The 20,346-nt window shown below is 67.1% G+C and carries 12 protein-coding genes; 4 read left to right on the top strand and 8 right to left on the bottom strand.

All coding sequences use genetic code 11. The annotated features are described in order from the left end of the window. Positions 1–13 precede the first annotated feature (13 nt). The 8 genes from entS to CXQ93_RS15675 are packed head-to-tail and all read right to left on the bottom strand — an operon-like array spanning position 14 to position 15,591. A complete protein-coding gene (gene entS, locus CXQ93_RS15710) occupies positions 14–1,354 on the bottom strand; it encodes an enterobactin transporter EntS (RefSeq protein ID WP_219817372.1) in 1,341 nt (446 codons plus the stop codon). Further along, a complete protein-coding gene (locus tag CXQ93_RS15705) occupies positions 1,332–2,165 on the bottom strand; it encodes a siderophore-interacting protein (protein ID WP_104111368.1) in 834 nt (277 codons plus the stop codon). The genes entS and CXQ93_RS15705 overlap by 23 nt, the downstream gene beginning before the upstream one ends. Further along, a complete protein-coding gene (locus CXQ93_RS15700; protein ID WP_104111367.1) occupies positions 2,162–10,735 on the bottom strand; it encodes an amino acid adenylation domain-containing protein in 8,574 nt (2,857 codons plus the stop codon). Before CXQ93_RS15700 ends, CXQ93_RS15705 begins: the two co-directional genes overlap by 4 nt. A 21-nt stretch (positions 10,736–10,756) precedes the next feature. Further along, positions 10,757–10,987, bottom strand: a complete 231-nt coding sequence (locus CXQ93_RS15695; protein WP_104111366.1) for an MbtH family NRPS accessory protein — start codon at positions 10,985–10,987, stop codon at positions 10,757–10,759. Then, positions 10,984–11,895 carry an isochorismatase family protein gene (locus CXQ93_RS15690; protein WP_104111365.1) on the bottom strand — a complete coding sequence of 304 codons (912 nt, stop codon included), beginning with the start codon at positions 11,893–11,895 and terminating at the stop codon, positions 10,984–10,986. The genes CXQ93_RS15695 and CXQ93_RS15690 overlap by 4 nt, the downstream gene beginning before the upstream one ends. Positions 11,896–11,938: 43 nt before the next feature. Then, positions 11,939–13,570, bottom strand: coding sequence for a (2,3-dihydroxybenzoyl)adenylate synthase (locus CXQ93_RS15685; protein ID WP_104111364.1), 1,632 nt, complete (start codon positions 13,568–13,570; stop codon positions 11,939–11,941). Next, positions 13,570–14,763 carry an isochorismate synthase MenF gene (locus CXQ93_RS15680; protein WP_104111363.1) on the bottom strand — a complete coding sequence of 398 codons (1,194 nt, stop codon included), beginning with the start codon at positions 14,761–14,763 and terminating at the stop codon, positions 13,570–13,572. The genes CXQ93_RS15685 and CXQ93_RS15680 overlap by 1 nt, the downstream gene beginning before the upstream one ends. Positions 14,764–14,805: 42 nt before the next feature. After that, positions 14,806–15,591: an SDR family oxidoreductase gene (locus CXQ93_RS15675; protein ID WP_104111362.1), complete on the bottom strand. Its 786-nt coding sequence runs from the start codon at positions 15,589–15,591 to the stop codon at positions 14,806–14,808. A gap of 508 nt (positions 15,592–16,099) precedes the next feature. Between CXQ93_RS15675 and CXQ93_RS15670 the strand changes: the two genes are divergently transcribed. From CXQ93_RS15670 to CXQ93_RS15655, 4 genes are read left to right on the top strand one after another with little or no spacing between them, the layout of a single operon-like run. Then, entirely contained in the window at positions 16,100–17,119 is a 1,020-nt protein-coding gene (locus CXQ93_RS15670) for an iron ABC transporter permease (protein WP_104111361.1), read from the top strand. Next, positions 17,116–18,123: an iron chelate uptake ABC transporter family permease subunit gene (locus CXQ93_RS15665; protein WP_258069058.1), complete on the top strand. Its 1,008-nt coding sequence runs from the start codon at positions 17,116–17,118 to the stop codon at positions 18,121–18,123. Before CXQ93_RS15670 ends, CXQ93_RS15665 begins: the two co-directional genes overlap by 4 nt. 23 nt (positions 18,124–18,146) lie before the next feature. Next, positions 18,147–19,004 carry an ABC transporter ATP-binding protein gene (locus tag CXQ93_RS15660; protein ID WP_258069057.1) on the top strand — a complete coding sequence of 286 codons (858 nt, stop codon included), beginning with the start codon at positions 18,147–18,149 and terminating at the stop codon, positions 19,002–19,004. After that, positions 19,001–20,320 carry an enterochelin esterase domain-containing protein gene (locus CXQ93_RS15655; RefSeq protein ID WP_104111359.1) on the top strand — a complete coding sequence of 440 codons (1,320 nt, stop codon included), beginning with the start codon at positions 19,001–19,003 and terminating at the stop codon, positions 20,318–20,320. The genes CXQ93_RS15660 and CXQ93_RS15655 overlap by 4 nt, the downstream gene beginning before the upstream one ends. Positions 20,321–20,346: the final 26 nt, after the last annotated feature.

Raw genomic sequence — 20,346 nt, 5'->3', positions numbered from 1 at the left:
TCGGCGTCCAGCGTCACGGAGTGCCCGCCCCGGCGGTTGTGGCAGCAGGCACCTGCGCCGTGCCGACGTCGTTCCCGGCATCGCTCCCACCCACCGGCCCCGTGCGGCGCAGCGACCCAAAGCCGACCAGTCCGGCCAAGCCCAACAAGGCGGCGGCGCCACCGAACACCACGACGGCGGTGGCTGCGGGCACGGCGCGCCCCAAACCGCCCAGGCCTAGTGCTCCGATGGAATCGCCGCCCACTTCCTGAGCCAGCCAGAGGGCATTGACGCGCCCCAGCATCCGGTCTGGGGTGTGGGCCTGGACCAGTGCGTACTGCAGGATGCCGCTCATGGACGCCAAGGCGCCGAACAGGGTCAACAGTGCCAGTGCTGCGGGCAGTCCGGTGCACAGGCCTAAGGCCGCCAGGACCAGGAACGAGGCTACCGACAGCAGTGTCAGGGAACGCCCGGGCCGCCGTGTTGTGGCAGTCCAGCCGCTGAACAGCGTGGCCAAGACTGCTCCGCAGGGCACGGCCGCAAACAGCAGGCCCGTCCCTTGGGGCCCGGCACCGAGGGTAGTGGCGGCCAAGGCCGGCAGCATGATCCGCACCCCGGAGGCCATTGTCGCCAGCGTTCCGAGCAGCACTACCGCACGGACCACCGGCTGCCGGTAGACAAACACGGCACCCTCCACGGCGGTCTTCACGGGGTGGCTGCGGGGCCCGGACCGGTCCGGCGGCAAGCTGGGCAGACCCGTCAGCAGTGTGATTGTCACCAGCGTTGCCGCGGCGGCGCATGCGTAGTTCCAGCCAACTCCGGCCACGGCGATGATGGCACCGCCCAACGCAGGCGAAGCCATAGTGCCCAGCCGCACCGTGAGCATGTTCAGGGCCCCGGCCGCGGCGAGCTTGTTCCGCGGTACCAGGGTGGGGGTGACGGCCATGAGGGCCGTGACACTGAGCGCACCGAAGAAACCGTCCACGCCGCCCACCACGTAAATGGCTGCGACGGAGGGTTCGGGCAACCAAGCGTTGATGGCCAGGAGCACGAATCCGCTGCCGCCCACCACTCGGGAAAAGAGAATGATGCGTCTTCGGTCAAACCTGTCGGCAAGGTCCCCGCCCACTAGCAATCCAGCGAAGGCACACAGCCCCTCGAGCGTTGCCGCAGCTCCCACCTGAAGTGTTGAGCCGGTCAGTTCAAAGATCTGCAGCGGAACGGCGACCGCCAGCATGCCCAGGCCAAAAATGGAGATGGTGCGGGCAATGAAGATGCGCCTAAACGCCGGGCTGCTGCGCAGTGGGCTGGTGTCGATCACCAGCCCACGCAGCAGCCGTCCCTTGGCTGGCTCAGTCATCGCTGTCCTGCTCATGGTGGTCCAAACCTTCCACGCCGAGCTTCCAGTAGCCGTCAATGTCCACGTGGGCCGGTGGCAGCTGCAGGACCTCGCGCACATGCCGACGGATGGGCTTGAGCGAGCCGGCCTCCCCGGCCGCCCAGACGAACAACCGGCCGGGTACGGGCACGACGGAGGCGAAGGCCTGAGCCAGGACACCGGCCCCGTGCACCGAACGGTCTAGGAAGGTGACGGATGTACCGACTCTGTGCGACAGGGCGGGCTGTTCTGCCAGGGAGGCCACACTGACCAGGACCGTGGCCTGTGCACCGGGCGGCAGTTCCTCCAGCCAGCGGGCCATGGCAGGCACAGCGGTCTCATCCCCGGCAATCAAATACTGGTCAAAATCGCTCGGGTAGATGTGGGAACCACGGGGTCCCAGCACGCCCAGGGTGTCTCCCAGCTGCGCCCCAATAGCCCAGAGTCCGGCGGGCCCGTGCTGGTGCAGGACGAAGTCAATGTCTAGGGTGCCGGCGCCGCCGTCGTGCGCGCGCACTGTGTAGTCGCGGAAGATGGGGCGCGGCCGCCCCTCCGGCATGGCGAGCCTGTCATCGACGACCGTGGGCAGGTGAATTTGCCCCGTTTCAGCTTCCGGGAACACCAGTTTGACGTGGTCGGAGGCGGCCATGGGTGTGAACGGAAACGGCGCTTCTGGGGCCAGGCCCGCCAGCGTGATCCGCCGCATGGACGGTGTCAGGGCTTCAATGCCCGCTACGTGGAGCAGTCGCGGCACCAGGGGGTGCATGACGAGTCGGATGGGACTGTCTTCTGTGGATTGTTTGCTCATGGTGTTGCCTTTCCTTGGTTGCTGGCGTCCCTGCTCTGGGCCAAGAGGTCCGCCAGCAGGGGCCCGAGCACGGGGAGTGTTTCGGGTGCCAAGATGTCTTCGTGGGAGCAGTCAATGTGTTCAACGTCCAGTGTGCCGATGAGGCCAGCCCAGGCTCGGGCGGGGTCGTGCCCGTCCGGGATGGTTTTGGTTGCCGTGAACAGCTGTGCACGGCCCGGGAAGGTGGCGGTGGTGGCGCGTGAGAGCAGCCGGACGGAGTCGCGGTAGTTCTTCACGATGTCCTGGGCCATGGCTGCCTGTTCGGCCGTGGTGCCACCGGGCCCCTGCGCCAACTGTTCGCGTTCGGCCTCGGCGACTACTTCCTCCTCGGCGCCGGGCCCCCAGTCCTGACCTTCGGGCGGATACGTGTCCAGTAGTCCCAGGAAGTCCACGTCCTCTCCCTCGGCGGCAAGCCGGGCTGCCACGGCATGGGCAATAGTGCCGCCGAGCGAGTAGCCAAGGAGGTGGTAGGGGCCGTGGGGTTGCAGTGAGCGGATGGTGGTGTAGTGCCGTTCATGGACCTGGGCCATGGTGGCCGCGGTGGCGAGCGGACCACCGGGGCGCGGTGACTGCAGCCCGACCAGGGTTTGTGCCGGATCCAGGTGGCGGGCCAGGGCGCGGTACTGCCAGGCAAACCCGGAGGCCGGGTGGATGCAGAACAAGGGCAAGGTGCTGCCGGTGCGGATGGGCAGGACCTCGCCCAGTGCCTCCAGCCCATCGGATTCCTCCGCGATCCGCCGGGCCAGGGCTTCCACGGTGCCGGCGGCCATGACCGTGCCGACGGCTACCGGCCGGCCCAGGGAGCGGCTAAGCCGCGCGGCCAGGGCCATGGCCAGCAGGGAATGGCCACCCAAGGCAAAGAAGTCGTCCCCTGCATTGGTGGCAGGCACGCCCAACACTTCGGTGAAGGCGGCCGCCACGGTCTCCTCCAATCCCGTCCGTAGTTCGCGACCCATGCCGCCACTGATGACGGGATCGGGAAGCGCATTGCGGTCCAGTTTTCCGTTGCTTGTCAGCGGCAGCGCGTCCAGCAGCACCCACGAGGTCGGCACCATGTGTGCTGGCAGGGTACGTTCGCAAGCCTCCTTGCAGCTGGCCAGGAGTGCCTGCCCGGCAGCCGCCGCAGGATCACCGGTGCGGACCATGGATGGCATCACGTAAGCCACAAGAATCCGCGCATCCGCGCCAGCCGGGCCGGTGACTGCTGCCGATGACTTGGCCGCCACCACGGCAGCCTCTACACCACGGGTTGCCGCAACGACAGCCTCAATTTCACCGAGCTCAATGCGCTGGCCGCGGATCTTGAGCTGGTGGTCCGAGCGGCCCAGGTATTCCAGGGCGCCGCCCGGCAGCCGCCGCACAATATCGCCGCTGCGGTACAGGCGGGTGCCGTTGCCGAAGGGGTTGGCGATGTAGCGTCCGGCGGTCAGGGCAGGGCGGCCCAGGTAGGAGGTAGCCAGCTGCACGCCACCCAGGTACAGCTCGCCGGCCACACCCGGGGCAACCGGGCGCAGCATGGAATCCAGCACGTGCAGCTGAGTGTTCCATACAGGGTTGCCAATGGGGACTCCGGTGCCCAGCTGCCCCTCCACTGCCCCTGCACCGGAATGGAAGGACACATCCACCGCGGCCTCCGTGGGACCGTACAGGTTTTGCATGGGCACACCCAACAGCCGTTCGGCTGCGACTGCCAGGTCACGCGGCAGCGCCTCGCCGCTGCAGAAGACGTGGCGCAGGTCCGGCAGTGGGTTCATGGAGTCCTCGTGTGCGGCCACGAAGGCGGCGAGCATGGACGGCACAAAGTGCACCGTGGTGACGGCTCCGTGGCTCATCAGGGCATGGAGTTCCACGGGGTCCTTGTGCGCTTCCGGCGGCGCAACCAGCTGTGCCGCGCCGGCCAGGAAGGGCCAGAAGAATTCCCAGACTGACACGTCAAAGCTGGAGGGAGTCTTTTGCAGGACTACATCGTCTGCCCCGAGGGGGTATTCGTGCTGCATCCACAACAGCCGGTTGGCAATGGCATTGTGCGGCACCACCACTCCCTTGGGTTGGCCTGTGGAGCCGGAGGTGTAGATGACGTAGGCAGGGTGGTCCGGGGTCAATTCCGTTGCAACTTGCGCACTCCAGCCGGGCGGGCCCTGCGCACCCACCGGGGCGTCGCCGCAGGGCTCATCAACCAGAATGCGGACCATGCCGGGAGGGAATCCGCTAGCAAGTTCGGCCGTAGTGAGCACGGCCGCGGGCGCCGCGTCCGCCAGCATATAGGCGAGCCTCTCGGCCGGGTAGCCGGTGTCCAAGGGCAGGTAGGCGGCGCCGGCTTCGATGACGGCCAGCAGCGCAATACTCAGCCGGGCCGAGCGCGGGATGGACACAGCCACAATGTCGCCGGTGCGCACGCCTGCGCCGCGCAGCCTGCCCGCCAGGCCCAGGACACGCTCGCGCAGCTGAGTATGGCTGAGGGTTTGTGGACCGTCATGCAGGGCAGCGGCTTGCCCAAATCCGGCAACGCGCTCCGCCAGCAGCCGCCGCAGAGTGGTTTCCGGGACGTCATGGTTACTGTCGTTGGCATCGGCCAAGGCGGTGCGCTCTGCTGGGAGCAGGGCTGTGGAGGCAACAAGGGGGTGCTGGTCTGCGGCGATGATCTTTTTCAGAGCCGCGTGGAAGCGGGGCAGGATGGCGGCGCCCGCGGAAACACCCAGTCGGTGTTCAAGCACCACCTGGTATCCATCCCCTGCCGGCAGGACCAGCACGGTCAGAGGATAGTGCGTGTAGCCGCGGTTGCGCAGCCCGGCCACTGCCAAGGTGTCCGGACCGGGCCGTTCGACTGCCTCCTGCGCCGGGTAGTTTTCCATGACGAACAGGGTGTCGAACAGCGTTCCGGTGCCGGCCAGCTGCTGGATCTCGCCCAGGCCCAGCGTGGCATGCTCGCGTAGTTCGGACTGGTGGGTTTGCAGCGCCGCCAGGTGTCCGGCAGGCGTGCCGGCGGGGTCCAGCTGCACGCGGACGGGGACCGTGTTGGTGATCAGCCCCACTACGTCTTGGACGGCTTGGTCCTCACGGCCGGAGACGGTGGTGCCGAAGACGACGTCGGTCCGTCCCGTCAGTTCACTCAGCAACAGTGCGTGGGCCAGGGCGAAGATGGAATTGTGGGTGGCGCCGTGCCGCTGTGCGGTTTCCGCTAAGCAGCGAGTGAAGGCGGCGTCCAGTTCCAGGCAGGACGTAGCCGGTTCACCGGTTTCCGCGGCGGGGATCAGCGTGCCCTCCAAAAGGGTTGGGGTGGCACCGGCGAAGTCTGCCGCCCAAGCCTTCCTGTCGGCAGGAACGGGGATGCGTGCCCCGGAAGCCGCGACATAGCCAGCCAGGGTGGTGGCCGCAGCGGGCCGCCCAGTGTTGTAGCAATCGAGCAGGGATCGGACAATGAGCGGCGTGGACCAGCCGTCCACCAGCAGATGGTGTGCGTTGAGCACAAGCCGGGCGGATCCGTCGGCCCAGCGGACCAGGCGGGCAGTCAGCAGAGGCCCCTGCTCCACCGCGAACCGGCGTGCGGCCTCGGAGCGTTCCAGGGTCAGGGTTTCTGCAGGCCCGTCGCCATGTGCCGGCACGGTGATTTCCTTCAAGTCCACGGGGCTGCGGAAGCCGGGGTGGCCGATGAACTGCACGGGAATTGGGCCTGCCGTGGTGTTGAAGGAGGCGCCCAGCTGCGGGTGGGTGTCCACCAGGTGTTCCAGCGCGGCCCGAAGACGTTCCGTGTCCACGGGGCCGGCGAACTCCAGGACGGTGACGGAGCTGTAGCTGCCGGCATCATCGCCGAGCTGTTCATGGAACAGCAATCCCTGCTGGAGCGGCCCCAGCGGAAGCACTGCCAGCGCCGGGCCATGGGCTTCCTGGAGCCGATTCAGCGCGGCCGCGTCCAGACCCGTGCCGGGGACATCGGCCGGCACCAGGGTGGCGGCTGCCTTGCCGGGTTGTGCTGTGGAGAACTCGGCCAGTACCGTGGCGGCTTGTTCCATACTGGCAGTCACCGCCGTGGCATCTGCCTCGTTGAGTAACCGGGCGGCCCAGCTCCAGCACAGGGCCAGCCGGCTTCCGTCCAGGAAGGCATTCAGTTCGAGTGGATGGGCCAGCGGCATGGTGGAGTCCTGGCTGACGGCCAAGGTGTCGGCGAAGGCGCCGCCGGACTGCACGGGTGTGAAATGTCCGTTGTGAGAGTTGAAACGGCCCAGGTAATTCACCAATAGAGCCGGCGGGTTGTGTGCCGCCGCCGCGAGAAGTTCGGGTTGCTTGTCGGCATCAAGGTGGCGCAAGATGCCGTAACCGATGCCGTCTCCGGGTGTAGCTCGGACGGCCTGCTTGACCGTACGCAGCACGGCTGCGGGGTCGCCGCCGCCGGTCAATAGCACAGCTGTGTCGAGGCCGTCGAGGGCCACATGGACAGGGTGTTCAACAGTCAACCAGCCCACGGTCCGCTCCAGGTCCAGGGTGTCGCTGTGGCGTCCGTGCGATTCGCGGGTCATGGCCAGGGCGTCCAGACCGAAGTGGTGCGCAGCGGCCAGCACCGTGACGGCCAGCAGCGTCTCCTCAGCCGTGGCCTGCAACGCGGTTGGTAGCTCGGTGAGGATCGCAGCGGTGGCTGCTTCGCTGAGCAAGATCCGGCTGCTGCCAGCCGTGGCCTGCGTGTCCAGTCCCGGGTCAAGGCTGCCGCGTCCCAGTGGGTCGGGACCTCCGCGCAGCTGGTCGAGCCAGTGCGGCAGCTCCGCGCGCCGATCTTCCTTTTGCGCGTGGAGGTGGCTGCCCCAATGTCGCAGCGAGGTTTGTTCGGCCTCCAACTGTGGCGTGCGGCCGGTCAATAGTTCCTGCACAGCGAGCTCAAGGTCGGACAGCAGCGTGCGCCAGGAGACGCCGTCGACCACGAGATGGTGGATGGCAAGCACCAACAGCCGGGTGCCGGGCGCCACGGGTTGGACAGGGGCGCCGTCGAGCAGCACGGCCTGGACCATGGTGCCACCCTCGGGGTCCAGCAGCTGGGCCGCTGCGTGGAAGGCGGCATCTGCGGTGGTACCGGGGACCCCGGACAAGTCCATGGTGATAGGGGCAGCGGCGAGGCTCTTCCCGCGAGGGATGTGCAGCATGCCGTCGCGTACCTGGGCGCGCAGGGCGGGGTGGGTGCGCAGCAATGCCGCGAGTGCTTGCCGAAGGATCTCCTGCGTCAATTCCTGCGGGACGCTGACACAGACACCCTGTGCATAGTGGGCGTCCAGCCCTGCGGTGGTGTCCAGCCAGCATTGAATGGGAAGCGGGGGGACATCACCCTCCGCGGCCACGTCCTGGCGCACGCCCTGGTTGAGTGGTTCGAGGGCTGCGGCCATGGCGGCCGCGGTGCGCCGGGCAAAGATGTCACGGGGCCGCAGCGCCCAGCCGGCGCGGCGGGCTGCCCCGCACACGGCCATGGCGGAGATGCTGTCGCCGCCCAGTACGAAGAAGTCGTCCTCCGCACCCACAGATTCCCGGCCCAGCAGGGCCGCAATGGCCGCACACAACAGCTCCTCGCGGTCGTTAGCCGGGGCGCGGCCCGCCTCCTCGGAGGCCGCGGCGCTGTGCGCAGGCAGCGCCGTCTTGTCTACCTTGCCGTTGACTGTCAGGGGCAGCACAGCAATGGGCACCAGCACGGCGGGGACCATGTAGGCAGGCACGGTGGCAGCCAGCCCGGCACGCAGCACGGCCGCACTGACCGGCGCAGCAGCCTGGGCCGGCACGTAGTAGCCCACCAGCCGACTCGTCTGGCCCAGTTGTTCGGCAATGACCACGGCGGCGGCAACGCCGGGCAACGCGCCCAGTGCATCCTCGACCTCGCCGAGTTCCACCCGGTGGCCGCGGATCTTTACCTGGTCGTCGGCGCGGCTGAGGTAGTCAAGCTGGCCGTCCTCCTGCCAACGGACCAAATCGCCCGTGCGGTACATGCGGGCGCCAGGCACGAAGGGATCGGCGACGAAGCGGGAAGCGGTCAGTGCTGGGCGACCAAGGTAGCCGCGGGCCAGGCCGGCTCCGGAGATGTACAACTCCCCCACCACTCCCGGCGGCACGGGACACAGGCGGGAATCGAGCACGTGCACGCGAGTGTTGCCGATGGGCCGGCCCACCACGGGGTGCGGCGATTCCGCCACGTCGGCACCCAGGGTGTCCACCGTATATTCGGTGGGTCCGTAGAAGTTGTGGCTGCGTGTGCCGGGGGCTGCGCGCAGGGCCGCCCAGAAGGACGGGGAGGCCGCCTCCCCGCCAAAGAGCACCAGTGCGGGGTGGTGTTCACCTTCTTCCAGAAGCCCGCAGTCCAGCAGCTGGGTGCCCAGAGACGGGGTGATGTCGATGGCGTCGATGCGTTGTTCCCGGATCACCTCCACGATGGCCTGCGGGTCGCGGCGCTGTTCGTCGTCGAGCACGTGTAACCGGTGCCCCAGGAAAAGCCAGATCAGCTGCTCCCAGGAGGAATCAAAGGAGAAGGAGGCGCTGTGTCCGGCCCGGACGCGACGGCCTGCGAGCGCGTTCACGGTTTCCCCAAAAACCCCGGCGCCGTGGACGGTGAGGAGGTTGGCAAGCCCCTCATGGGTTGTCATGACGCCCTTGGGCCGTCCCGTGGAGCCCGAGGTGTAGATGATGTAGGCAAGATCGGCAGGGTAGAGCGGTCGCAACCTTTCCTTCTTTGCGATGGGCGCGGTAGCCTGCCCTGTCAGTTCCCTTACGACGGCGGGTGAGTTCAGGGTGAGGGTGGGGCCTTCGAAGGCAATAGCGGGTTGGACAGTTGCCGCGGTTACCAAGACCTGGGGCGCGGCGTCCTGGAGCATGAAGGCCAGGCGCTCGCCGGGGTAGTCCAGGTCAAGGGGCAGGTAAGCGGCACCGGCTGCGAGCGCAGCGGCAATAGCCACAACGGTGTCCATGGAACGGGGCAAAGCGATGGCAACCACGGTGCCCGGGCCCACACCGCGGGCAATCAGCAAGCGGGCTAGAGCGTTGGTGCGTGCGGCCAGCTCGGCGAAGTTCAGGTTTCCGCCCGCATCGGACAGGGCCGTCTCCTGCGGGTGCGCTGCGGCGTGGGCGTCAAGCAGGCCCGTGATGGTGTCAGCGACTGGGGCAAGGTCCGGCCCCGTGCCCCACTCCCCCTGCATCTTGCCCAGCTCCTCGGGTAGGGGCAGAGCCGCATCCCCCAGGGATTGCCCCGTCTCGACAAGTGTTTTAAGCCAGGACGCCAGCCTGCGGGCGTGCAGTTCCGTCTCCAGCTGCGTGTACAGGCCGGGAGTCGCCTCGAGTTCCAGGACAATCTCGCCGCCGTTTTTGTACACGGACACCTCGAGATCGTCCACGGGTCCGGCAGAGAGGTGATGGGTGTGCAGCGTGGCACCCGGAAGTTCGAACGGGTATTCGAAGATCTTCAGGTTCAGCACAGTTCTGTACAGGGCCGCGCCGCTGCCAACCATGCCTAGGTCGCGCTGGAGCTGTTCGGCTCCGTAGCGGCTGTGCCGGCGGATCCGGGCCAGAGCCGAGGCCGTGGCCATGGCGGCCTGGCCCAGACCTCCGCCTGGTGCGAATTGCAGGTGCAGCGGCATGACAGCCACCACGGGGGCTGGTGCATTCAGGGCCGCTGTGCCCATGCGGCCCATGAACGGCACGCCGATCACCACGTCTGAGGAGCCTGCCATGCGGGCCAGGTAACTGCCGACTCCGGCACTCACCACATCGGCCCAGCTCACCTTGTACTCCCTCGCCAGTACTGTAATGCCGGCGCTGAGTCCAATACCCAGGCGCACCTCGGCACGTCGGCTTCCTCCTAGACTGGCGGTACCTGCGGTGCGGGATTCGGGGACGGCAAGGCTGGTGCCCGGCGGCAGTCCCTGGCAGTAGTCGCGCCAGAAGACCGCGTCGGCTTCTTCCAGCAGCGACCCCCGATAGGATTCCTCGGCGCTGACCGCGTCCTGGGTCGGCGTAAACGCTGACGCGGGTGCCGGCAGACCCTGCACGAGCGCACGGTAGTGGGCCAGGATGTGGCGGGTGATGGAGGTGAAGCTGTAGCCGTCCACCAGGATGTGGTGGTAGCGCTGGTACCAGAGCCACTGCGTGTCCCCCAGCTGCATGAGCACGTGACGGTACAGCGGCCCGCCACCCTCCAGAGCCACAGGGGTGGCCAGGTCGGCTGCCATGAGCTGTTCCGCGGCTGCCATGCCCTGTCCGCGCAGGTCAACGTGTTCCAGCGGCTCGCGGCTGCTGTGCGCGGGCCACTGGGCTGGCGCACCGCCCACCTCGCCAAAGGCAAATCCCAGGGTGTCTACGGCTGCCAGGCCCAGGCGCACTGCTTCGGCGAGGGCAGCGCCGTCGAGCCTTCCCTCGATTGCGGTGCTGCGGGCCACGTTGTAGCTGCTAGCGCGCTCCCCCTCGAGGTGGTGGGCATACCAAATGCCCGGCTGGGCTCCAACCAGGGGCAGCACGTGGGTGGCTTCCGGATCGAGTGTGGGCATTTCAAAGGTGGAGAGTGATGGCGTTGCCATGGAGTTTCCTGTCGGTGGGGGCTAGCGGGACACAGTGGCGCGGATCTGGCCGAGCAGGCTCAGCGGCCTCAAGTCAGTCCAACGGCGCTCGATGTAGTCGTTACAGGCTGCGTGGGAGTCGGGCCCGTGAATGATGTGCCAACCCAGGGGTACGGGGACAAACTCCGGCCACAGGCTGTGCTGGCCCTCGGCGTTCGCAAGGACCAGGAAGACGCCCTGGTCGTTGTCAAAGGGGTTGCCTGCCGCACTCATGCCCCGGCCCCCTGCAATGCCGGTGCCGGTGCCTGGCCTTCCAGAGCGGTGGTCCACTCCTGCACAGTTGCCGCGGACGCCAGTGTTTCAAAGGAGACCTCCAAGCCATCCCCGCGCAGGGTCTCCACCAAGTCCATGATGCGGATGGAGTCCAGCCCCAGTTCCAGCAGGTCGTCGTGATCGCCAATGTCTGCCGCATCCATGTAAATGAGCTCGGCCACGCGGCTGCGGACCAGCTCGCTCACGGGCATGGACGTATCCGTGGCACCCGCCCAGGCAGCAACCAGTTCCGCTGTACCCGTGACCACCCCGCAACGCCCGGCCACCCATTCCAGAGCCTGGGCGTGGTGGGCGGCGGTGAAGTCGGCCACGGCGTCGGCCACCATGAATGGCTGGATGTCATGCATGAACGCGTCCGCAGCAGAGACCTGGCAGCCAATGTGGGCGTAGACGCCGGTGATGATGAGCTGATCACGGCCTGCCGCGTGCAGGGTTTCGGCCAGATTTGACCGTTGGAAGGCGGAGTAGCGCCACTTGGTCAGCACAGTGTCCTGCGGCTTGGGTGTCAGTTCGTCAACAATGCGGGCACCTTCCTCATTGGCGCCGATGCCGGGTCCCCAGAAGTCGGTCAGCAGGGCACGGTCCGCGGCCTGCTGGTGTGGGGGCTGTGCCGTGTAGAAAACGGGGATGTTCAGTTCACGGGCCTGCGTGAGCAACCGGCCTATGTTGCCCAGCAGGGACCGGCCCGGTTCTTGCTCTGCGCCATAGGGACGCAGGAAGTGCTGCTGCATGTCATGCACCAGAAGTGCCGACCGGGAAGGGTCCGGCGTCCAAGGAACGCAGCGCCGCGGCAGATCGGCCGTGGCCGGAAGCTGATAGGAGATGGTCTGGGGAAGATCGTTGCGCATGGGGAATCCTTTACGTGTTTTTGTTAAGTGGTTTTGCTGTGGCTCAGGCTGTGGCGTTGAGTTGGGCGGCGAGAGCTCGGCGCAGTTCCGCCCGACTGTTCTTGCCAACACCCGTCAGGGGGAAGTCCGGCACAATGTGGACCCGGTCAGGTATTTTGTGCGCCGCGACACCGCGGCCGCGCACAAAGGTGATGATCTCCGCCCGGCTGGGGGCCACTCCGTCGGGAACGATCACGGCACAGGAAATCTCACCGAGGAACTTGTCGGGCACCGCAACGAGGGCGGCGTCGTGGACCTGCGGGTGTGCCAGCAGGTGGTCCTCGATCTCCTCGGCGGAAATCTTTTCCCCGCCCCGGTTGATCTGATCCTTGCTGCGGCCCTCCACCACCAGGTGCCCGCCGGGAAGCGCCCGGGCAATGTCCCCAGTACGGTAGTGGCCATCAGCGGTGAATGCCGTCTTGTTGTGCTCAGCCGCCTTGTAGTATCCGCGGATGGTGTACGGGCCGCGCGTTAGCAAGTGGCCGATGTCCCCTGGGGCCACCGGCTGGCCGTCGTCGTCAACTATCAAGACCTCGTCGGCTTCGCTCATGGGTCGCCCCTGAGTTTGCGCCACCGTGAAGGCGTCGTCCTCGGGACGCGTGTAGCAAACAAGCCCCTCGGCCATGCCAAAGACCTGTTGCAGGCGCACGCCCAGGACCTTTTGAAGTTCGACGGCGGCACCCGGTAGGAATTTCGCCCCACCCACCTGGATGGTTTCCAGGCTGCTGAGATCCGGCGAGGAGTTGCGGGCGGCACGGGTCCAGGCCAGGGCTAGCGGCGGCACCAACGGAACACACGTGACCTGCTCGAGCTCAATCAGGGGGAAGGCCAGATCCGGCGAGCCGTTGCCGGCCAGGACCACCCTGCCGCCGGCCAGAAGTGCGCCGAGGAATCCTGGGGAGCTCATGGGGAAGTTGTGGGCCGCGGGGAGCGCCAGCAGCAGGACCGTGCTGGCCGTGAAGCCGCAAACCTCTACGCTGCGCCGAACCGAGTACAAGTACTCGTCATGACTGCGGGGAATGAGTTTAGGGGTTCCGGTGGTTCCGCCGGAGAGCTGTAGGAACGCCAACTCCGTGGTGTTCACAGGTACTGTGGGCTGCGCCAGGGCAACACCGTTGCGCGCCACGGCCTCCAACGCCACCTGCCCCTCACCCGGCGGGCCATCGATGATCAGCTGCAGCCCGCCCGGGATCCCCTGGGACAAGGCGGCGGCCTGGTGCCGGTAGTCGAAGCCGGCATGTACCGCCGGGCCAATGTACGCAACAGGGGCAGCCTGGACGGCAATGGCGGCCAACTCGCTGAGGCGGTGGGCTGGCAGCAGGTAGACCGGGACTGCCCCGGCACGCATGAGTGCCATGGCTGCAACAATGAAGGAAACCCTATTGGGCAGCTGCAGCAGTACTCGTTCACCCGGGCGGATGCCCGAGGCGGCGAACCCGGAGGCCAGCGCGGCTATGCGCCGTTCCAGTTCCCCATATCCAATCCGTTCCTGCTCATCGACCAGGGCGATCCGGTCCGGATTCGTGCGGGCATGGCGTGCGGCAACGGCGTCAAGGCGCTCGCCGGTCCAGTAGCCGCGCTCGCGGTATTGCTCGACCAACTCCCGTGGCCAAAGCTCGGTTCCCGTTGTCGCCATCACGGAGCCACCCCCAGCCCGGCCAGGATGGTGCGGAACTTGGCCTCGGTCTCGGCCAGCTCCAGCTGTGGGTCACTGCCGGGGACAATCCCGGCACCTGCATGCACCCGTACGCCGTCGTTGGAGACTTCAGCGCAGCGGATACTCACGGCCCATTCGCCGTCGCCCGCCGCATCTGTCCAGCCCACTGCACCGGCGTAGAAGCCGCGTGCGCTTTCCTCCAGCTCCTCGATCAGCTCGCAGGCCATTTGGGTGGGCCAACCACATACGGCCGGTGTGGGGTGGAGGGCAAAGGCCAGGTCCAGGGACGTGGTCTCCGGGTCTCTGAGCCTGCCCTGCAGCTTGGTGGAAAGGTGCCACATGGAGTCCGTCCGCACCAGCTCCGGGCGGGGCGGCACCACCAGGTCGTGGCACAGCCCGCCCATGACCCCGGCCACCATATCGACCACGATGGCATGCTCGTGCAGGTCCTTGACGGAGCGCAGCAGGGTCTGGGCATTGGCCGCGTCCTGCACGGGGTCGGCGCAGCGGGGCACCGAGCCGGCCAACGGGTTGCTCAGGGCGAGGGTGCCGCTTCGGCGAATCAACAGTTCGGGGCTTGCGCCCACCAGCGTCTTGTTGCCGGGCAGCGGGGCGGCAAACACATACGCCGAAGGGTTCTGTCCCAACAACCGTGCCAGCAACGCGGTGATGTCCAGCGGGGCCGGCAGGGCCGCGCTGCGGGAACGGGCCAGCACCACCTTTTGCAGGCCGCTGGGCGAGAACTTCTTCAGGGCCGCGGCCACGGCGTCCGTGTAGTGGCCGTCCGCGGCCTGCGGGGCCATGGGGGTTCCACCGCGCTGGCCCCGGATTGCAGTGCCCAGCGCGGAAGTGCCCTGCACCGCCCCGGCTTTAGAGGCGGGGCGTGCCAGGCGGGGCCCGCGCAGGGTGGTGTCCATGACGAGGAACTCGCCGCTCTTGCCGGGCTGGAACGGCAGGACTCCGGCGATGGCCGGGCGCTGCGATGCGGCACCAAAATGTGCGGCAAGGACGTCGCGGCTGTTGCTCGCATCCATGCGCAGGGTTTCCGTGCCGCGCCCCAGGACGCTGCCGGCAGTTCCGGACATGAGGAAGTCGCCTTGCCGGTACTCGGCAAGAGGGTCACGCAGCCAGGCTGCGGTTGGGATCGGCGCGGGCGCCAGTTGAGCGGTCATGGTGTGCCTTTCAGTGAAAGTCGAATCGAAAAGGGGTCTGGTTCAGGCGCGCAGCGTTGCGCCGCCATCCACATACAGGTCCTGCATGGTGATATGCCGAGCCTGTTCCGAGAGCAGGAAAGTCACGGCGTCGGCAATGTCCTCGGGCTCGGCAATGCGGCCCAGGGGGACGCCGACCCGAAATGCACGGGCATCGCCGTCCAACACCGATTGCCGCCCGGCCTGGGCATCAGCGCCCCAAAATGCCTGCTGCATGCCGGTGTTGGTGGATCCCGGGCACACGGTGTTGCAGCGGATCCCGCGTGGTGCCAGGTCCAGCCCAAGTGACCTCATGAATGCCGCCGCCGCCGCCTTGGACGCCGCATACACCGGCATGGTGGAGCGTGGGACGCCGGCCGCATTGGAGCCAAGCAACACCATGGAGCGGTTGTTCACTGGCCGTTCCAGCATCATTCGGGCGGCTGCGGTTGTCACCAAGAAAACACCATCGGCATTGACTGCCAGCGTCTGGCGCCATGTCTGGAAGTCAACGTCAGGTGCGGAGCCCACGCTGAGGATCCCTGCGGCGTGGACAAGCGCGGCCAAAGGCTCCGGGCGGGCCGCAACGGCATTGAACAGGGATGCAACGGAATCCGGGTCACTGACATCCGTGGGGACGGTAAGCACCTCGCGGCCCGGTATTTGCGCCGCCAGCCGCGCCAGGCCTGGGCCATCGCGGTCTGCCAGCACCAAGACGTCCTGTGCAGGGCTGTCCCGGTCCAGTTTCAGGGCGCAGGCCCTGCCAATTCCTCCGGCAGCCCCTGTCACGAGCAGTGTCTTTGGCTTCATCACGGTGATGGACTCCCTCTCGCCATTGTTAGGTCCGGCTCATCCGAACACTTGATCAGAAGTGAGCATAGCCTTACCTAACTTATTTACGTCACATTTTTGTTTCGTTATGAGGATTTCTGCCACTTGACAAGCCCGTCAAGCTAGCGGTAGGCGAAATGGCCTCTGCCGAGGAAGCCGACCCATCAAGGGCGGGGCCCGAAGTCGCCGGAAGTCCTGCAAGGGCGGGATTTTTGGCTCAATTCCCCGCCAATCGGCCACCGCGGATCAACCCGAGCCGGAAGGACGGCTCCGGGGGCGCCTGGCTCGCAATGCATCGAAAATGTGAAACATCCCACATTTTCGGCCCGCCTCAGCCTTGAGCAACATTCCAAGTTCATGCATATCCATGCAGACTTATTAGCTTAGGCTTACCTATGCCACATCGCCGGCACCCTCACCTGGGCCGGTTCAGCACAAGGAATCGAGTTCCAGCAATGACCCCCCGTAGCAACGGCGGTGCCTAGAGATGTTCCAGTCCCCGCGCAAGCATTCCCGGATAAGAACCGGCTGGATTGGCGGCCTGGCACTCCTGGTGACCCTGGCCCTGGCCAGCCTGTCGATCGGCAGCCGCGCCATTTCCCCGGCAGAAACCTGGCAAGCACTCACACACTTTGACCCGACCCAAAGCACCCACCTACTGGTGGTTGAGCTTCGGCTCCCCCGCACGTTCCTGGCCATTGCAGTCGGTGCGGCACTGGCGCTGGCCGGCGCCCTCATGCAGGCACTGACGCGCAACCCCCTGGCCGAGCCGGGCATCCTGGGCATCAATGCCGGGGCCGCCGCGGCGGTAGCCGCCGGGCTCGCTTTTCTGGGTGTAACGGGGCCGGCTCAGTACATGTGGTTCGGCTTTGCCGGTGCCGCCGCAGCCTCCCTGTTGGTCTACGCGCTGGGCCGGGCGCACGACGCCGGCAACAATCCGGTCCGGCTGGTCCTGGCCGGGGCCGGGCTCAGCGTCATGCTTGGCTCGGTGACGGCGATCATCATCCTTGCCGGCGATGCCCAGCGACTGCGGAACTTTGTCAGCTGGGCCAGCGGATCCCTCCAGGGTCGCGGCTACGATGTGCTGCCATGGGTGCTCGGTGCCTGCGCCGTGGCCATGGTGCTGGGCCTGTCCACCGCACGGAGCCTAGACTCGCTGTCACTGGGCAACGACCTGGGCAACGCGCTGGGTATCAAGATGCGCACCACCTGGCTGCTGGGCACCGGGGCCATATTGCTCCTGGCGGGTGCGGCAACGGCAGCGGCCGGACCCATTGGCTTTCTGGGCCTGGCGGCCCCGCACATGGCCCGCTTTGTGGTGGGCCCAAACCACAGCCGGCTCCTGCCGTTTTCCATGCTGCTGGGTGCGCTGTTGCTGTTGGCCGCAGACATCCTGGCGCGTGTGGTGGCCTACCCCGGTGAGATCGGGGCCGGGGTCATGAGTGCTGTTATCGGCGCACCAGTGTTCATTGCTCTGGCCCGCCGCAGGAAGTTGGTGCAGCTGTGAACGCCTTACGCATCCCCGCAGCACCCCGCACCGTTGTGGTAGGAATCGTTTTGCTCGCGACCACCGCTTTACTGGGTGTGTTGGCCATGCAGACTGGCACCATCAGCTTTTCCTTCCGCGAGGTCATGGCAGCCGTTTTTGGCCTCTCTGACAACCCGCAAGCCGGCATGGTGATTCACCGGATCCGCCTGCCGCGCACGGTGACGGCCATCGGCGTCGGACTGTGCCTAGGAGCTGCCGGCGCCACCTTCCAGTCCATCTCCCGCAACGCCCTGGGCTCCCCGGACATCATTGGCTTCACCACCGGCGCGGCAACCGGCGCCGTAGCCCAGATCATCTTGTTCAATGCCGGGCCGGCCGCCACGGCACTGGCAGCCATTGCCGGCGGGCTGCTTGCCGCCGCCGTGGTGTACGCCCTCTCAGTGCGGGGCGGCGTCAGCGGCGGCTACCGGCTGATCTTGGTGGGGATCGGCATCGGCGCCATGCTCGGGGCCGTCAACACGCTGCTGCTCCTGAAGGGCAATGAAGACTTGGCGCTCCAGGCGCAAATGTGGCTCTCCGGCTCCCTGGCGGCAAGGACTTGGGAGCACGCCGTGCCCGTTGCGGCTGCTGTGGTGCTACTGCTTCCGGTGCTTCTGGTGCAGGGCCGGAGCTTGGGACTTTTGGAAATGGGCGACGACGTGGCCCGCGCCCTTGGCGTCCGGGTCGAGGCGAGCCGGCTGACCTCCATGGCGGCCGCCGTCGGCCTGACAGCAGTGGCCACGGCCGCAGTGGGCCCCATCGCCTTTGTTGCCTTGGCGGCACCACAACTCGCAGCCAGGCTGACCCGGTCGGTTCAGGTTCCTCTGGGCACGGGCGCTCTCATGGGTGCCGCCCTCATGGTGGCCTGCGACCTCCTGACCCAAAGGCTGCCGATGACCGTCCACGTGCCCATTGGGCTCATGACAGGCCTGGTTGGCGGCTGTTACCTGCTGTGGCTAGTCACGCGCAGCCGGAGCATCTGATGCACAACATAAGAAGGAACTCGATGAAAACTACAAGCTCGCACCTTGAGGGCAGCGACGTGCTGTCCGGTCACGCCCTGGACCTGGGTTACGACGGTCGCCGCATCTCCGAGGGGCTGGACGTTGTCATTCCGCCGGGCTCTTTTACCGCCATTATTGGTCCCAATGCCTGCGGCAAGTCCACGCTGCTGCGGGCCCTGTCCCGGCTGCTCAAGCCCACGGCGGGCCAGGTGGATCTGGACGGGCGGAACATCCATAGTTACCGCACCCGCGATGTGGCGCGGCGCCTGGCACTGCTACCGCAGCAGTCCACCGCACCGGACGGCATCACCGTCTCAGACCTCGTGGCACGCGGCCGCTTCCCACACCAGGGTGTGCTGCGGCAGTTCTCGGAGACGGACAAAGCCAAGGTAGCTGAGGCCATGGCCGCCACAGGGGTCACGGAGTTGGCGGACCGTGCCGTGGGTGAACTCTCCGGCGGGCAGCGACAGCGCGTGTGGCTGGCCTTGGCGCTGGCCCAAGATACTCCGGTGCTGCTGCTGGATGAGCCCACCACCTTCCTGGACATCGCCCACCAGCTGGAGGTGCTGCGCCTGTGCCGGCGGCTTCACCTCACGGGGAATTACACTCTGGTCACCGTGCTGCACGACCTTTCGCTCGCTTTCCGCTTCGCCGACCACGTGATCGCCATGAAGGACGGCCGCATCGTCGCCGAGGGCCCGCCATCTCGGATCGCCACCCCGGAAATCATGCGGGAGGTGTACGGCATTGAGTCAGTTGTCATCACCGACCCGGCCACGGGCGGACCGCTGGTGGTTCCGCTGGAGCCCGACGGCGTGTCACCAGCGGCCGCTGCCGACACACTGCAGGTGCCGGCGTGAGCGGGCTGCAGGGCACACGGACCGAGGCGTTTCCGGCACCGAAGGACCCGGTCGCTAGTGAAGCCCCGGAGATTCCGGTGCTTCGCGGGCACTTCGCTGCCCGCTGGAACGCATGGGGTGCCGAGCGGCAGGAGGCGTTCCTAAGGCGGCTCCTTTCCGGCTCCGATGCCGGCGGCGGTCTCCCTCTGGTGGAGCCCTCGCCGGACGGGCGCGTTGGCCGCCGGGCCGTGACCTTCCTGCACGTGGACCCGGATGCCACCGCCGTGATTCTGTCGGCCAATGCCCTGGTGGACCACCGCAACACGGCAGCCAGCGAATTTGAACAGATCGGGCCATCCGGATTATGGGCGCTGAGCTACCTCATGCCCGCGGACTGGGAATGTGGATACCGGATCACCGTCCACCGCGGCCCTGGGCAGGCACCGTGGCAGGCCGCCACAATGCGCCGGGGCATCCGCATGGCTGCCGACGCGGGCGGCCCCGATCCCCTCAACCCGGTGCTGGGGGCAGGCATGAACGGAGGTGCAATGTCGGTGGCGCGACTGCCAGGAGCCCCTGCGGCACCGTGGCTTGCACGGGCCTCGGTAGATCCGGATGCCACCACGCCCGTCATGGGCGGCGTGCTGGCTGGCGGCTCGGGCCATGCCGCTTCGGAGGGGCTGACAGAACTGCAGCTTGTGGATTCGTGCAACGGGCGCCTGCGCACCGTATGGGTGTACTCGCCGCCCGGAAGTGTGGCGGAGCCAACGCCCCTACTCATCCTGCATGACGGGCAGGTGTGGGCGAAGTACCTCAACCTCAAGGCGACCCTAGATGCGGCGGTGCGGGACGGCGTCGTGCCTCCCCTGCACGTGGCCATGGTGGATTCCTACGACGGCGCCACCCGGTCCGAGGAACTCAGCGGGCCCGTGGGTACCGTGGATTTCGTGGCGGCTGACCTACTGCCGCTGCTGCGCCGCACCCTTGCGGTGCGCGCGGATGCTGCCGGAACTATTGTTTCGGGGGCCAGCTATGGCGGGCTGGCATCGCTGTGGCAGGTGGCCCGGTACCCGGAGCTGGTGGGGGTGGCGCTGGCGCAGTCGCCGTCCCTGTGGCGCTATGACCTTGCCGAACCGCTGGCCCAGGTGGCGGACCGTGTGGTGCTGCGGCTGCAGGCTGGCATCTACGAGGCGGACATCCATGCCGCCTCGGTGCAATTACTCGCGGATCTGGTGCCGCTCGACGCGGACATTTCTCTGCGTTCAATTACGGGCGGACACGACTGGACATGGTGGAATCCTTGGCTCATCCACGGGCTTGCGGACTTGCTGGGATAAGCGGGACCACGGCGTTGCAGCCCTGC

This window comes from Arthrobacter sp. N199823, from assembly GCF_002929705.1.
Classification (GTDB): Bacteria; Actinomycetota; Actinomycetes; order Actinomycetales; family Micrococcaceae; genus Specibacter.
The sequence above is the reverse complement of the archived record's forward strand: the minus strand, read 5'-3'. Positions and strand labels throughout refer to the sequence as shown.